Here is a 14467-nt window from a genome sequence, read left to right as displayed (position 1 = left end):
CTTATCAGAAGGAGGAAACCCGATGATCATCCAAGTCGAAAACCTGCACAAACACTATAAAAAGCAGCACGTACTGAAGGGGATCGATATGACGGTCGATGAGCCGCAGATCATCGCACTCGTCGGTCCGAACGGCTCCGGGAAGACGACGCTCCTGAACTGCATGACGAACCTGCTGCCGTTCCAGGAAGGGAAGATCGAGCTGCTCGGGAAGAAGAATACGGACATCTCCCTGTTCAAGGAAGTCTCCTATTTGCAGGACAACCGGATCCTCTACGGGGACCTGACCGGCTACGATCATCTGAAGTTCGTGTGCAGCATCCAGCAGCTGCCGGCCGATCGGATCCGCCAAGTGACCGATCGGGTAGGGATGACCGCGTATATGAAGAAACGGGTGCGTAATTATTCGCTCGGCATGAAGCAGCATCTGCTGCTCGCAATGGCCATCTTGAACGAGCCGAAACTTCTGCTGCTGGACGAACCGCTCAACGGTCTGGACCCTTCCAGTGCAATCACGATGCGCAATATCCTGCTGGAACTCCACGCGGAAGGGACGACGATCTTCATCTCCAGTCATAATCTGGACGAAATCGACCGTCTGACGAACACGATCTACTTCATGAAAGACGGGGCCTTGCTGAAGGAATCCTTGCAGGACTTCTCAAGGAGCGAATATACGATCACGGTCGACAAACCCGATCGGATCACAGCCGTGCTGGCGGCGACGGATCTGTCCTGTACGGTGAATGAAGACCGGCAGATCGAATTCCTGGAGACGGAGACGCCGCTGCAGGACGTGCTCGATCAGCTGAAGGCGGCCGGGCTGACCATCCTCCGCATCGATAACCGGAAAATCGGAGCGGAACGGCGCTACCAGGAACTGTTTGCAGAGGAGAGTCTGCGATGACACTCTTCTGGTTCGAACTGAAAAAACTGCTGTTAAGCAAGAAGACGCTGGCCGTTCTCGCCGTTCTCGCGGCATTTGTCATATTGCTGTTCGTCCGCAACCTGGCGTTCCAGGCGCAAGTCGAAAAAGCGGAACGCCAGGCGATCGATGCGCAGGTCCGGACGAGTCAGGCGAATGGCCGCACACATATCTTGATGCTGGAGAAAGACCCGGAGAATGAGAAGCAGAAAGAGCTGCAGGCCGTCAATCTGGAGATCCGGGACCCGCTGTATGACCTCGCGGCGAATTTCTCCCATGACAAGTGGCAGCACAATCTCGACGTGCAGAATGGCATTCTCGAAACAACTCTGGCCTACAAGGAACTGGGCGGGGAAAGCCCGCTTTCCGTCAAGGAGATCGAACGGACCATCGCCCTGAACAGCGAATTCCTGGAGCGCGGCATCCGGCCGGAACATAGCGCGTACAGCATCGCGCTGCCGAATTTCCTGCAGCAGATCGCATCGCTCTGGATGTATGGCGGCGGCTTGCTGCTCATCCTGCTGCTTGCGGGGGACATCCTCGCGTCCGAGTATGAAAGCCTGTCCGTCAACCTGCTGTTCACCCAGCCGATCCGGAAGGCACACTGGCTGCTCAGTAAATTGGGTGCGGCCTGCATCGCGTATATCCTGGCGCTGTTCACGGCAATGATTGCTGCCGCAGCGGTGAGTTTCTTTTTCGGAGATGACGGGTCGTTCCACTATCCGGTGCTTATCGAAAAAGACGGCGCCTCGGAGTTTGCCGATCTTGGACTCCAGCTGACGGAAGGACTTGTGATCACATCCATCCTGGCACTGTTCGTCATCGCGCTGATCCTGCTGTACAGCCTGTATGTGAAGAAGACGCTGCCCGTGCTGGCCGCTGTCCTCGGAACACTCGGCGCAGGCTACGGCGTCACGAAACTGTTCGGAGGGTTCATCCCTGGGTGGATCAATCCCTTCCTAAACCTGTTCCCGGGCGACCTTCTCCAGCTGCAGAACGGCCGGACGTGGTACGAAGCATTGCCCGTTACATTGGTGATTGCGATTGTCTTACTGATGGTAGCTGTGCGGGAAGTGAGGAAGAGCCGGCTTGCAAGTTAAATCCGTATGAAGTCTAGGGATGTTAAGCGACTAGTGATATTACCATAAACTCAATGAAAAACCGCGCGGAACAGTAAGTATCTGTTCCGCGCGGTTTCATTTGGTTATCGGTTGCAGGTCACCGGCGGAACGGCCACCAGACGCCGCGGCCGAACGATACGGTGATCGCCGGGATCAGGAGCGGCAGGATGATGAGGCCGTACAGCAGGAGGCCGGTGATGACGATGGTCGCGATCTGCACGAGACTCAGGACGCCGGACGGCATCATCGCGCCGAACGTGCCGGCGAGGATGACGGCGGCGGTGATGATGACCGTGCCCATCTTCGCCATGGAGATGCGCAGCGCGTCGCCGATCTTGCTGCCTTTGATGCTCTCTTCGCGGAAGCGGTCGAGCAGGAAAATCGAGTAGTCGACGCCGAGCGCGATCAGCATGATGAAGCCGAAGAACGGCACGGCCCAGCTGATGCCGTCGTAGCCGAGTCCGTTGACGAAGATGAGTTCCGTCACGGAGATCGATGTGTAATACGTCAGCAGCAGTGACCCGATCATGTAGAGCGGCATGATCGCTGAGCGGAACAGGATCGTCAGGACGACGAACAGGCCGACGAGCATGATGGTCACGGTGCGCGTGAAGTCTTTTGACGACACGTCATCGAGGTCGGAGTTCATGCTGGAAATCCCGGCGAAGGCGACGTCCGTCTTTTCGAACGGTGTGCCGACGATGGATGTCTTCACGCTGTCCTTGATGTCGTGGACAACGCTGATCGCTTCGCGGGAATACGGATCGTCTTTCAGGATGACTTCCATCAGGATACCCGTTTCGTCCCCGAACGTGTAGCGATCGATGACCGGTTTGAATTCTTCATCCCCGAGCGTACCGGACGGGATGTAGATACCGGTATCGCGGATGCTCGGCGTCTCGCTCATGTCTTTCAGCATATCGGTCACTTCGGTGAGCCCTTTGCTGATGTCGGTCAGTCCTTTCTTCGAATCGGTGACCCCTTTCGCGAGCTGTCCGAGTCCGCCGCTGAGCTGGCCGATCTGAGCACCGGAACCGTCGAGCTGACCGGCTGCACCATTCAGGCTTGTGGAGATCTTACCGAGCTCTGCGGACAGGGCATTCAATCCGCCTGCTGCCTGCGCTGCGGGCATTCCTTGCGTTAAGCCGCCGGCGATCTGGCCGAGCTGGGCGTTGATCTGCCCGATGCCTTGCGCGGCTTGGCGTAACCCTGCGCCGCCAGAAGATGCAGCGGAACCGGACGGCAGTTGGCTGGTGACGTCATTCAGGCCGCCTTCGACCTGGCCGAGGCCGTCCTGCACTTGCTTGATGCCGTCGTTGGCTTCTTGCAAGCCATCGGCGATCAGACCGAGCTGATGGTCGACATCCAAGTCTTCGATCTGCTCACCTGTCGGACGGGTGATCGTCCGGACGGATTTAACGCCGTCGACTTTTTCCAAGTTGCGGCTGATCGTTTCCAAATACGGGACATCTTTTTCATCGACGATCGACTTGTCGGATTTCAGGATGACCTGGACAGGGAGGGAATCGCCAGAGCCGAATCCTTCGGAGATCAGGTTCAGCCCTTTTACGGATTCTTTCGACTGATCGATTTCATCCACTGTATTGAAGGAAAGGTCGTTATCATACGTCAGCAGCAAAGGCACCGTAATGACGGCGACGATCGCCATAGACAGCAAGGGACGCGCAACGGATAGTTTGCTGAAGCCGATCCACAGTTTGCTGTCGTTGTGCGATGTCGCTTGTTTGGACGGCCAGAACAATTTGTCTTTCAGCAGCATCATGAACAGCGGCACGACGGTGAACAGCACAAGAATCAGGACTGCGATCCCGACTGCTACCGCGACGGCGGACTTGAAGATCGGGAAGTCCGCAAAACCGATTGCTGCAAAGCCGATGAATACGGCGAGTGAACTGATGATCAGTGTGCGGCCGGCAGTTTTGTATGTGTTGACGATCGCTTCAGTGATTTCATGTCCCTCGATGAGCTCTTCCTTGTAGCGGCTTAGCAGCAGGATGCAGTAATCCGTGCCGAGACCGAACAGGATCGCGACGAGGAAGATCTGCGTGTAGTTCGATACAGGGAAGCCGAACCAGTCGACGAAGAACGCGACGATCGACTGGCTGAGCAGATAGGTGATCCCGACTGCGATGAGCGGCACGATTGGTGTCACGATCGAGCGGAACACGATGAGCAGGAGGGCGAAGATGAGGACCACTGTGATGACTTCGGTCTTCTTCAATCCTTCTTGGGCACTGTCGTTGACGTCGTTGTTGATGATCGCTTCGCCTGTCAAGTAGACCGTTTTGTCTTTCGGCAGGATTTCTGTCCGGATCGTCTTGCTGAGTGCGATGATGTCGTCATTCGATCCGTCGACAGTGATCGGTACGAGGACGGTTTTCTTATTCTCCGAAACGAGCTGATCTTCGATCTCTTCACTCTCGAACGGATCCATGACGTCTGTCACAGGTTTCCCTAAGTCTTCAATTTTTTTGGCGGTCGCCTGGACGTCTTTCTTTTCCTGATCGGTGACCGCTTTGTCGAAGTCATAGACGAGCGACAGGGTATCTTCCGAAGCGCCGGCTTTTTCCAGGATGTCCGCCGCTTTTTGCGAGTCGGCCTCTTTCGATAACTGGAAGGAACCTGCTTCTTCCGCCTGTTTGGCGAGGTCCGGTGCGACGAACAGCAGTCCGACCGCGAGTCCGACGAGGACGATGAAAATCGGCCAGCGGAATTTTAAAATGGTCTTCATTTGTCAAGCTCCTTCATCTTTAAAATATCTTTCAATTTACGGAATGTCTGTACGAATTGACTCAGTTCCTCTTCCGAGATTTCACCGTCGAACAGCGTGGCGATCGAGTCGTTGATGGCCGCGTTCGAATCGGCAAGCGCCTGCCGCCCTGCTTCCGTCAGCTGGACGACTTTAGCACGCTGATCGTGCGTCGAACGTGCTGTCTGGACGAACCCTTTATCTTCCAGTTTCTTAATGCGCGCAGTGATAGCGCTTTTGTGCACACCCTGCAGTTCCGCCAGCTTGCTGTTGGACAGCGAGCCGTATGCCGCCAGCAGTTTGAGCGTCTGAATCTGCTCGGGGGAATACTTGTCGAGCAGCGGTGCCTGAACCGTTTTCAGGAAGTGCTCTGTTCCGTAAATGATTACTTCCTCGAACAGTTCAATCGCTTCCTGCATCATTTCCTTTTTCATAAGTTCACCCCCATAAACTAAATACTAGTTTAGGGGATAAACTATCGGCCGTCAACTAGAAAGATTTTTGCGCAAAAGCTGCTATGGGAACTATGCTAAACTAGAAGAAAAGGAGTGATGGACATGGACGGGAAAAACCGAAGCGATGTGCGCCCCGGACTGCGGGTGAATGTCATCTTGAAAAAGGATCAGCGCAGCGGTGTGAAGACGGAAGGGATCGTCAAAGACCTGCTGACGAACTCGGCGCACCACCCGCACGGCATCAAAGTGCGGCTCGAGGACGGACAAGTCGGCCGGGTGTGTGACATTTTAGACTGAATACGAGGAGGAGACCGATGAATCCACTTCATTCATTGAACATCAAGTATCCGATCATCCAGGCACCGATGGCAGGCGTCACGACTCCCGAATTCACCGCGGCGAGTGCGGAAGCAGGGCTGCTCGGCTCAATCGGTGCCGGGTATCTGACAGCGGACGCGACACGGGAAGCGATTTCGGATGTACGAAAGCTGACCGATCTGCCGTTTTCGGTGAATCTGTTCGTTCCGGACGACCCGCCATTCGTCCAGGAGGACATCCGCAATGCGTACCTTGCGCTGCAGCCGATCGGCGGGAAACTGGGCCTGCCGTTCTGGAAGGCGCCGCTGTCCGAACCGGATTATGAGCGGCAGCTGCAGGTCGTTCTGGAAGAGAAGCCTGCGGTCTGTTCGTTCACATTCGGACTGCCGGCACGCGAATCGGTGCAAGCACTGCAGGACTCCGGCATCATCGTCGCCGGCACTGCAACGACAGTTGAAGAAGCCGTTGCCGTTGAAGAGCTCGGGATGGATATGGTCGTTCTCCAAGGGGCGGAAGCGGGGGGACACCGGGGATCGTTCGAGCCGGACGGTCCGCTCGTCACCCTGGACGGACTGCTTGCCGAAGCGACGGAAAAACTTGAGATACCGCTAATCGCAGCAGGAGGCATCGCGACGGCCAGCCGGATGCGTGAGCTGCTCGCAGCCGGAGCGGCAGCTGTCCAGATCGGCACGGTGCTGCTCGCGGCGGACGAGAGCGGGGCGGCGCCTGCCTATAAGGGGGCCGTCCTTGAGGCAGCTGGGGACCCGACCGTCATCACGTCCGTCTTTTCAGGACGGCCGGCGCGCGGGATCCGCAATGCATTCATCGATCAGATGGCCGGTTCGCCGATTGCGCCATACCCGATACAGAATGACTTGACGAAACGGCTGCGGAAGGAAGCGGCCGTTCAAGGGAATGCGGAATTCCTGTCGCTGTGGGCAGGTACGGAAGTGGCCCGGTCCGGCAGCGGTACGGTCAAGGAGATCGTCGCTCGATTTTTAGCGGAATAAAGTTTGGGGAGGATGCAAATGCATTCTCTTCTTTAAAATAGACGGAATTTATTTTATAATTAGTGAAAAGGATGGTGCCGGGATGCTCGATCTGCTGATCATCATGCTGGAGCGCGTCGGGACGATCGTGGCGGTGGCGTTCATCCTGACACGGTTCCGGTTTTTCAAACAGCTCATTCACCAGGATACGCTTACCCGCCGCCAGACGGTGAATGCGATTCTTTTCTTCGGTGCATTCGGTATCATCGGTACCTATTTCGGAGTCGCCTTCAGTACGGGTACGCTGCATTTCAACAGCGTTTCGATGAATCTGGCGGGGGATGAGGCGATCGCCAATTCACGGGTCATCGGCATTGTGGTCGCGGGACTGCTCGGGGGCTGGCGGCTCGGCCTCGGGGCAGGACTGATCGCCGGCCTCCACCGTATGACGCTCGGCGGGTTCACTGCATTTTCATGCGGCCTGTCGACGATCCTGTCGGGTGTCCTGGCGAGTTACTTCTATAAGAAAGGGAAAACGGTCCATCCTGTCATGGCGTTTTTGATCGGTGCCTTCGCGGAAGCGATGCAGATGGGGCTCATCCTCGTGCTGGCGAAGCCGTTTTCCGAAAGCTGGGCGCTCGTGCAGACGATCGGCCTGCCGATGATTGTCGCAAACGGTGTCGGGACGGCCATCTTCCTGCTCATCGTCTATAACGTGCTGGCCGATCAGGACAGGGCGACCGCTTTGCAGGCGCAGAAAACATTGCGGATCGCCAATCAGACGCTCGCCCATCTAAGGAAGGGGATGACGCCCCAAACATCCGAGGAAGTGTGCCGCATCCTGTATCGCGAATTGTCGCCGAGTGCCGTCGCCATGACGGACCAGCACGAAATCCTCGCCCATGTCGGCGTCGCAAGTGATCACCACCGGGCGCACAGTCCGATCCAGACACACATTACGAAAGAAGTGCTGAAGCATGGAGGACGCGTCGTGGCGGATGACGGGGCGATCCACTGCATCCGGGACGGCTGCCCGCTCGGCGCGGCCGTCATCGCGCCGCTGAAGTGCCGGGAGGAAGTCGTCGGAACGCTCAAACTGTATTATCCGTCCGAAAAGGCGATCACCGATGTCACGATCGAACTGATCGACGGGCTCAGTTCACTGCTGAGCGATCAGCTGGAGATTGCTGCGGCGGGCCAGGCGCACGAATTGGCGAAAGACGCGGAGATCAAAGCGTTGCAGGCGCAGATCAGCCCGCACTTCTTCTTCAATTCGCTGAACGTCATCATTTCATTGATACGCACCGATCCCGATCAGGCCCGCCAGCTGCTCACGTCGTTGTCGAAGTTCCTGCGGCAGAATGTTGAAGGGACAACGGCGGCTCGGGTGACACTCGAGCAGGAACTCGCCCACGTCCAGGCATATTTGCAGATCGAGCAGGCCCGGTTCGTCGACAAGCTGACGGTCGGTCTGGACGTCGATCCGTCGCTGCTGTCCCGGCTCATCCCGCCGCTCACCCTGCAGCCGATCGTCGAGAATGCCATCAAACACGGCATCGCCGATATGGCGAGCGGCAGTGTTGTGACCGTCTCGATCCGGCTGGAGGCCGAGGAGACGGTCATCACCGTGCGGGACAACGGCAAGGGCATCACAGAAGAACGGGTGCCGCTGCTCGGCCAAGAGCCGGTGGCGTCCGAGACGGGGACTGGAATGGGCCTCTACAATGTCCACCGCCGGCTCGTCATGACATTTGGGGAAGAGGCAGGGCTCCGGTTCCTGGCTCCGGATGGAAAGGGCACGATTGTCCGGTTCTCCATTCCGGGCGTTAAGAAAGAGGAGGTGCATACGTGAGCATACGGGTCATTGTCGCCGACGACGAACGCTACGCGCGCGAGGAGCTGATCTACCTGCTCGGACATCACCCTGACGTGGACGTGGTGGGGGAAGCGGATTCCGGTGACGCGGCAGTCATGAAAACGATCGAATTGGAGCCGGATGTCCTCTTTCTGGACGTCGAAATGCCTAAGATGAACGGTCTGGAAGCTGCCCTCATCGCAAATGGGCTGAAAAAGCCGCCCCACCTCGTCTTTGCGACCGCCTACCCGCAATTCGCGGCAGATGCGTTCCGGGTGGATGCGGTCGATTATCTGCTGAAGCCGTATGACGAAGAGCAGCTCCAGCAGACACTCGACCGGATTCGGGCGAAACGGACGCAGGAAACCGTCCGGACGCCGCCGCTCGGGAAACTTGCTATCGAGCAGGACGGGGAGATCGATTATTTGCCGATCCCGGATATCCTGTACGTCTGCCGGGAAGACAACCGGACGCGCATCGTGACGCAATGCCGGGAGTATGAGGTCAGACTGCCATTGAAGGAACTGGAGACGCGGCTCGTCCCGTTTTCCTTCTTCCGTATCCACAAAAGCTATCTTGTGAATCTGCTGCATGTCAGGCGTCTGTCGCCGTGGTTCAACGGGGCATATCAGCTGGAGCTGGAAGGCCGGAAGGAGCAGCTGTCCGTCAGCCGGAATTACGCCAAGGCGCTGCGGGATAAACTGGAACAGTGACAGGCTGCACGTCAGATTGGAAAAACGGCATGTCAGACGGCGAAACCGACATGTTATCTCCTGGATCTCAAGTTGTTAGAATGTTTGTTTTATAATCAGTATAGACTTCTAACAGAGAAAGGACGGGGGATATATGTATACGTTTCTATTTGGGGTGGCACTTCTGATTGTCGGGTACTTCACGTACGGCAAATTCGTCGAGCGGGTATTCGGTGTGAAGGAGGAACGCCAGACACCGGCGTTCGCCAACCAGGACGGCGTCGACTACGTGCCGATGAACACGAAAAAGAATTCATTGATCCAACTATTGAACATCGCTGGCGTCGGACCGATTTTCGGACCGATCATGGGGGCGCTTTACGGGCCGGTCGCATTCCTGTGGATCGTACTCGGTGCCATTTTTGCAGGTGCGGTACATGACTATCTGACAGGGATGATCTCAATCCGCAACCGCGGTGCCCACTTGCCGGAACTTGCAGGGAAGTTCCTCGGTAAATTCATGAAGCATCTTGTAAACGCTTTCGCAATTTTGCTGCTGCTGCTTGTCGGAACGGTGTTCGTCTCGGCACCGGCCGGTCTCCTGTATAACCTGATGAACGGCTGGATGGCGATGGGCCTCATCGTTGCCGCTATTTTCATCTATTACATCCTGGCGACGCTGCTGCCGATCGATAAGATCATCGGCCGCTTCTACCCGATCTTCGGCCTGCTGCTCATCATCAGCGCAGTTGGTGTCGGCGGCGGAATGCTCATCAAAGGCGCGCCGATCCCGGAACTGTCCTTGTCGAACCTGCACCCGGATAACATTCCGATCTTCCCGCTGCTGTTCCTGACCATTTCGTGCGGGGCGCTGTCCGGATTCCACGCGACACAGACGCCGATCATCTCGCGTACGACACAGCGTGAAAAACAGGGACGTAAGATCTTCTACGGCATGATGATCGCAGAAGGCATCATCGCAATGATCTGGGCAGCTGCCGGAATGGCACTGTTCAACGGCCCGGTCGGCCTGAACGAACTGCTCGCTGCAGGCGGTCCTGCGATGATCGTCAGTGAAGCATCGACACTCATGCTTGGTGCAATCGGCGGCACGCTCGCCATCCTCGGCGTCATCATCCTGCCGATCACATCAGGCGATACGGCGTTCCGGAGCGCCCGGATGATCATAGCGGACTATTTCAAGCTTCCGCAGCTTAAAATGTCCAGCCGTCTCTGGATCGCCCTGCCGCTGTTCGCGGTATCAATCGCCTTGACATTCGTCGATTTCGACATCCTGTGGCGGTACTTCTCCTGGGCGAACCAGTCGACAGCAGTCATTGCACTGTTCGTCGCTGCGATGTATCTGTTCATCGCCGGGAAGAATTATTGGATCGCCCTCGTACCGGGCACATTCATGCTGATGGCGACGACGACGTACATCCTGAACGCTCAGATCGGTTTCCGCCTGCCGATGGAAGTATCGCTGATCGGCGCAAGTGTCATCTCGATCTTCCTCGTCGCATTGTTCTTCTTCGCAGCTGTGAAAGCGCGGAGGAACCAAGTACCGCTTGAAGTCGAAGCGCCGGACTGGGACGATGCCCTGGCCGGGGCTGCCACGGCGGCCGCACCTGAATAACTGATGGACCTCCGGGGGCTGACCCCGGGGGTTTTCAATTTGTTCTTCCGTCCGCCTCTTGTTCCCTTGTATACTGAAGGGAGACAGGGGGAAATGGGATGCGGAAATACATTGGGGAAATCGGCCTGCTCGTGACGGCCATCATTTGGGGGACGGGGTTTCCGGTCTCTGCGATTGCGCTGGATTACTTCACGCCGTATCAGATATTGGCGGGACGATTTGCAATCGGGGCGTTGCTGCTGATTGTCGTGTTCCATCGGAAGTTGGCCGGATTGTCACTCGCCGCTGTCCTGAAAGGGAGTCTGCTCGGCGTTTTCCTATACGGGGCGTTCGCGCTTCAGACAGTCGGCCTGCAATTCACCACACCATCGAACAATGCATTTCTGACAGCGGTCAATGTGCTCGTCGTTCCGTTCATCGCGTTTGTTCTGTATCACAGAAAAGTGGGCGCATACGAAGTGGCCGGGGCATTTCTTGCCATGATCGGGATTGCGCTGCTGTCGCTGAACGGTTCGCTGTCCGTCAATCCGGGGGATGTGCTGTCGCTGCTATGTGCGGTGCTGTTCGCGTTCCATATTTTCTATACGGGCCAGTTCGTGAAGACGGAAGACGCCATCACACTGACACTCGTCCAGATGACAGCAGCGGCCGCCATCGCCTGGATCACCGTCGGCATACGCGGGGAAGCGGCGCTGCCTGTCACACCGGAATCTGCTGCGTCGCTGCTCTATTTAGGAGTGTTCTCGACGACGATAGCGTTCCTGCTGCAGACCGTCGCGCAAAAGCACGTTACGGAAACGAAAGCGGCCATCCTGCTGTCGATGGAATCGCTCTGGGGCATGATCTTTTCCATCCTCATGCTGCATGAAACAGTCACGTTCCAGATGCTTGCCGGTGCGGCATTGATCCTCGCAGCCATCCTGCTGGCGGAGACGAAGCCCGGTTTTCTGGCGCGGCGGCGGAGCGGACAGTCTGCCGGCTAGAAGGAAACTCATCGCAATCCGGCCCGAAACGTGCGATAATGGAGAAAATGCGCGGCCGGTCAATCCGGACGCAAACAAAGGATGACACAATGAAAACGATAGATATACTCGTAAACGATAAAAGCGCAAGCAGCCTGAAAAAAGGATATCCGCTCATCTTGAAAGATGCCGTAATGAATCTGGATGCCCTAAAGGACGAAGGGAGCCTGCTCCGACTCATCGACCGGAACCGCAGATTCATCGCAAAAGGGTATTACGGCAACCAGAACAAAGGGATCGGCTGGGTCCTGACACGAAAAGAGGACGAAGCGATCGACTTTACGTTCTTCGAATCCCGGATGACCGCCGCGTTCGAACGACGTGAAAGCTTCCGCATGAACACGCAGACGACCGCCTACCGCCTGTTCAACGGCGAAGGCGACGGCATCGGCGGCCTGACAATCGACTATTTCGATGGCTACTACATGGTGAGCTGGTACAGCGAAGGCATCTACTCCATGAAGCATCACGTCTATGGCGTGCTGGACAAGATCACGGACGCGAAAGCGGTCTATGAGAAGAAACGCTTCGACACGAAAGGGCAGTACATCGACCAGGATGATTACGTCTCCGGCACACCTGGCGATTTCCCGATCATCGTCAAAGAGAACGGCATGAACTTCGCGGTCGATCTGAACGACGGCGCAATGACAGGCGTCTTCCTCGATCAGCGCGACGTGCGGGAAGCACTGCGCGACCATTATTCGGAAGGCAAGCACGTATTGAACACGTTTTCGTACACCGGCGCCTTCTCAGTCGCAGCCGCGCTCGGCGGTGCTGTGAAGACGACGAGTGTCGACCTCGCGAAACGCAGTCTGGCGAAAACGATCGAGCAGTTCAGCGTCAACGGCATCGACTACGAAGCGCAGGACATCAAAGTGATGGACGTCTTCGACTACTTCCGGTATGCGAAGCGGCATGAGCTGAAGTTCGACGTCGTCGTACTCGATCCGCCGAGTTTCGCCCGTTCCAAGAAGATGACATTCAGCTCGGCGAAGGACTACCCGGCGCTGCTGCAGGACGCGATCGCGATCACGGAAAAGAACGGCATCATCGTCGCCTCGACGAACAACGCGAGCTTCAGCATGAAAAAGTTCAAGACGTTCATCGACGACGCCTTCAAAGCCGCAGGCCACCGCTATAAAATCCTGGAAGACTCCTCGCTGCCGAAGGACTTCCGCACAAACCGGGATTATCCAGAATTCAACTACCTGAAAGTGTGTATTATCCAGAAGTTGAAGTGACGGGTGTTGCGGGTGAGAGCGGGAACGTGCTCATAATGTTGTGGGAAACGCTCATAAAGTTATGGTAACCGCTCATAAAGTTGAGAAACCGCTCATAAATCGCGAAAAACGCACATAACCCAGCCGGCCGCAAGCCTCATCCGCGGCCGGTTTTTCGTTGTCTGCCAACAAACATGGCCGCGCAGCAACAAAACAAGCAAAGACTGACTGGTGTGCTTCGCCAGGCGAAGCATTTCCTGTGGAGAGTATGAGGCAGAAATGTCCTGTTCTGTCACAGAAACGTTAGAGACAGCGGCGGAATTATGAAGTAAGCTTGAAGTATCAGAACGACTTCGGGAGGTCAAGCTTATGAAACGATGGGCAGGTATGCTGCTGGTGTTCGGAGTACTGCTGCTGTCCGGCTGCTCCTACACGTTCGCCAACGAGGACGGCTACCGCATGGCGGTCATCAACGAAGGTTTCCCTATTCCTAAAAATGCCTATGAACTGAAGCCGGAAGACTGCACAACGGAAATCGCCAAATCCGCGAAATACAAAATGAACGGAATCGGTGACGAAGAAGGAACGCCGCCAGCCGAGTATCTGGAAGAGATTGAAAAATGGGGATGGACCGAGCTGGCCGATGCCCGTGTCGGAAATGTCCACTACTTCAAGAAGAACGACAAGATCATATCACTCATCATCCAGCAAGACGTATTCGATGTCTTTGAAATGAGCGATGAAATAAGTTTGTAAAAGGCACATAATTTAGCGGATCCGGGCCATCCTTTCCATAAGGAGGCTCACCCACTATTATGACTCGTTTTATATGGCCACTACTCATCACACTCGGTTTTACCATTGTTCTGGCCGGCTGCGGTTCGATGAAAACGAAAGTCCCGGTCAGCGCGGATGCAGGGAAGACAGCTGAAGCCATTCTCATCGACACAGACGGCACCGAAATCGGTGAAGCCCATTTCACCGATGCTGACGGCGCCTTGACCATCAGTTTGCGGGCGGAAGGGCTGCCGCCTGGTACCCACGGCATTCATCTCCATGAAAAAGCGGTCTGTACGCCGCCGGATTTCAAATCCGCTGGCAGCCATTTCAATCCGAAAGGCAAACAGCACGGCTTCGATAATCCGAAAGGCTTCCATCTCGGCGACCTGCCGAATCTGGAAGTCGGCGAGGATGGCAAGGTTGCCGTGAAAGTGACGATGCATGATGTCACGCTGCAGCCGGGGAAACCGAATTCTTTATTGGACGGAGACGGCAGTTCGATCGTCATCCACGCAGAAGCGGATGATTACAAAACCGACCCGGCCGGCAACTCCGGCGACCGGATCGTCTGCGGCGAATTGAAATCGAAGTGACCGCAATCCATGTTACATCGTTTGAATCAAAACGAGCATTGCCCTGCGCAATGCTTTTTTGTTTCGGGAAAGTGCCAGTTTTCCATGC

13 protein-coding genes are annotated in these 14467 nt (G+C 56.2%); 11 read left to right on the top strand and 2 right to left on the bottom strand.

Going from position 1 to position 14467, the window contains the following annotated elements; all coding sequences use genetic code 11:
- Window positions 1-22 precede the first annotated feature (22 nt).
- Window positions 23-907: an ABC transporter ATP-binding protein gene (locus tag NFU03_RS04315; protein ID WP_251636419.1), complete on the top strand. Its 885-nt coding sequence runs from the start codon at window positions 23-25 to the stop codon at window positions 905-907.
- A complete protein-coding gene (locus NFU03_RS04310; protein WP_251636417.1) occupies window positions 904-2025 on the top strand; it encodes an ABC transporter permease subunit in 1122 nt (373 codons plus the stop codon). The genes NFU03_RS04315 and NFU03_RS04310 overlap by 4 nt, the downstream gene beginning before the upstream one ends.
- 118 nt (window positions 2026-2143) lie before the next feature.
- On the opposite strand, the gene NFU03_RS04305 is transcribed toward NFU03_RS04310, so the two are convergent.
- Together NFU03_RS04305 and NFU03_RS04300 are read right to left on the bottom strand one after the other, a co-directional pair.
- Window positions 2144-4798 carry an MMPL family transporter gene (locus NFU03_RS04305; protein WP_251636415.1) on the bottom strand — a complete coding sequence of 885 codons (2655 nt, stop codon included), beginning with the start codon at window positions 4796-4798 and terminating at the stop codon, window positions 2144-2146.
- Window positions 4795-5250, bottom strand: a complete 456-nt coding sequence (locus tag NFU03_RS04300; RefSeq protein WP_251636414.1) for a MarR family winged helix-turn-helix transcriptional regulator — start codon at window positions 5248-5250, stop codon at window positions 4795-4797. Before NFU03_RS04300 ends, NFU03_RS04305 begins: the two co-directional genes overlap by 4 nt.
- A gap of 123 nt (window positions 5251-5373) precedes the next feature.
- Between NFU03_RS04300 and NFU03_RS04295 the strand changes: the two genes are divergently transcribed.
- The 9 genes from NFU03_RS04295 to NFU03_RS04255 all read left to right on the top strand — a co-directional run bounded on the left by NFU03_RS04295 (window position 5374) and on the right by NFU03_RS04255 (window position 14379).
- Window positions 5374-5568, top strand: coding sequence for a YwbE family protein (locus NFU03_RS04295; protein ID WP_251636413.1), 195 nt, complete (start codon window positions 5374-5376; stop codon window positions 5566-5568).
- 17 nt (window positions 5569-5585) lie between these two features.
- Window positions 5586-6599 (top strand): NAD(P)H-dependent flavin oxidoreductase, encoded by a 1014-nt coding sequence (locus tag NFU03_RS04290; RefSeq protein ID WP_251636412.1) that lies wholly within the window; start codon window positions 5586-5588, stop codon window positions 6597-6599.
- A gap of 82 nt (window positions 6600-6681) precedes the next feature.
- Complete coding sequence (locus NFU03_RS04285) at window positions 6682-8430, top strand: sensor histidine kinase (protein ID WP_251636411.1); 1749 nt, start codon at window positions 6682-6684, stop codon at window positions 8428-8430.
- Window positions 8427-9146 (top strand): LytR/AlgR family response regulator transcription factor, encoded by a 720-nt coding sequence (locus NFU03_RS04280; RefSeq protein WP_251636410.1) that lies wholly within the window; start codon window positions 8427-8429, stop codon window positions 9144-9146. The genes NFU03_RS04285 and NFU03_RS04280 overlap by 4 nt, the downstream gene beginning before the upstream one ends.
- Before the next feature lie 133 nt (window positions 9147-9279).
- The gene (locus tag NFU03_RS04275) at window positions 9280-10761 is read left to right on the top strand and encodes a carbon starvation CstA family protein (RefSeq protein WP_251636409.1); all 1482 of its coding nucleotides are present in this window, start codon (window positions 9280-9282) and stop codon (window positions 10759-10761) included.
- 98 nt (window positions 10762-10859) lie between these two features.
- Window positions 10860-11744 (top strand): DMT family transporter, encoded by an 885-nt coding sequence (locus tag NFU03_RS04270; RefSeq protein WP_251636408.1) that lies wholly within the window; start codon window positions 10860-10862, stop codon window positions 11742-11744.
- A gap of 89 nt (window positions 11745-11833) precedes the next feature.
- The gene (locus tag NFU03_RS04265) at window positions 11834-13027 is read left to right on the top strand and encodes a class I SAM-dependent rRNA methyltransferase (RefSeq protein ID WP_251636406.1); all 1194 of its coding nucleotides are present in this window, start codon (window positions 11834-11836) and stop codon (window positions 13025-13027) included.
- 348 nt (window positions 13028-13375) lie between these two features.
- Window positions 13376-13762, top strand: coding sequence for a hypothetical protein (locus tag NFU03_RS04260; protein WP_251636404.1), 387 nt, complete (start codon window positions 13376-13378; stop codon window positions 13760-13762).
- Window positions 13763-13821: 59 nt separating this feature from the next.
- Complete coding sequence (locus NFU03_RS04255) at window positions 13822-14379, top strand: superoxide dismutase family protein (protein WP_251636401.1); 558 nt, start codon at window positions 13822-13824, stop codon at window positions 14377-14379.
- Window positions 14380-14467: the final 88 nt, after the last annotated feature.

The sequence above is a fragment of the Sporosarcina sp. NCCP-2716 genome, assembly GCF_023707985.1.
Taxonomy (GTDB): domain Bacteria; phylum Bacillota; class Bacilli; order Bacillales_A; family Planococcaceae; genus Sporosarcina.
This window is presented reverse-complemented; position numbering and strand designations above follow the sequence as displayed.

Coding starts and splice junctions, on each gene's coding strand:
- NFU03_RS04315 (WP_251636419.1), top strand. CDS start 23: ATGATCATCCAAGTCGAAAACCTGCACAAACACTATAAAAAGCAGCAC.
- NFU03_RS04265 (WP_251636406.1), top strand. CDS start 11,834: ATGAAAACGATAGATATACTCGTAAACGATAAAAGCGCAAGCAGCCTG.
- NFU03_RS04300 (WP_251636414.1), bottom strand. CDS start 5,250: ATGAAAAAGGAAATGATGCAGGAAGCGATTGAACTGTTCGAGGAAGTA.
- NFU03_RS04270 (WP_251636408.1), top strand. CDS start 10,860: ATGCGGAAATACATTGGGGAAATCGGCCTGCTCGTGACGGCCATCATT.
- NFU03_RS04255 (WP_251636401.1), top strand. CDS start 13,822: ATGACTCGTTTTATATGGCCACTACTCATCACACTCGGTTTTACCATT.
- NFU03_RS04285 (WP_251636411.1), top strand. CDS start 6,682: ATGCTCGATCTGCTGATCATCATGCTGGAGCGCGTCGGGACGATCGTG.
- NFU03_RS04275 (WP_251636409.1), top strand. CDS start 9,280: ATGTATACGTTTCTATTTGGGGTGGCACTTCTGATTGTCGGGTACTTC.
- NFU03_RS04310 (WP_251636417.1), top strand. CDS start 904: ATGACACTCTTCTGGTTCGAACTGAAAAAACTGCTGTTAAGCAAGAAG.
- NFU03_RS04305 (WP_251636415.1), bottom strand. CDS start 4,798: ATGAAGACCATTTTAAAATTCCGCTGGCCGATTTTCATCGTCCTCGTC.
- NFU03_RS04290 (WP_251636412.1), top strand. CDS start 5,586: ATGAATCCACTTCATTCATTGAACATCAAGTATCCGATCATCCAGGCA.
- NFU03_RS04260 (WP_251636404.1), top strand. CDS start 13,376: ATGAAACGATGGGCAGGTATGCTGCTGGTGTTCGGAGTACTGCTGCTG.
- NFU03_RS04295 (WP_251636413.1), top strand. CDS start 5,374: ATGGACGGGAAAAACCGAAGCGATGTGCGCCCCGGACTGCGGGTGAAT.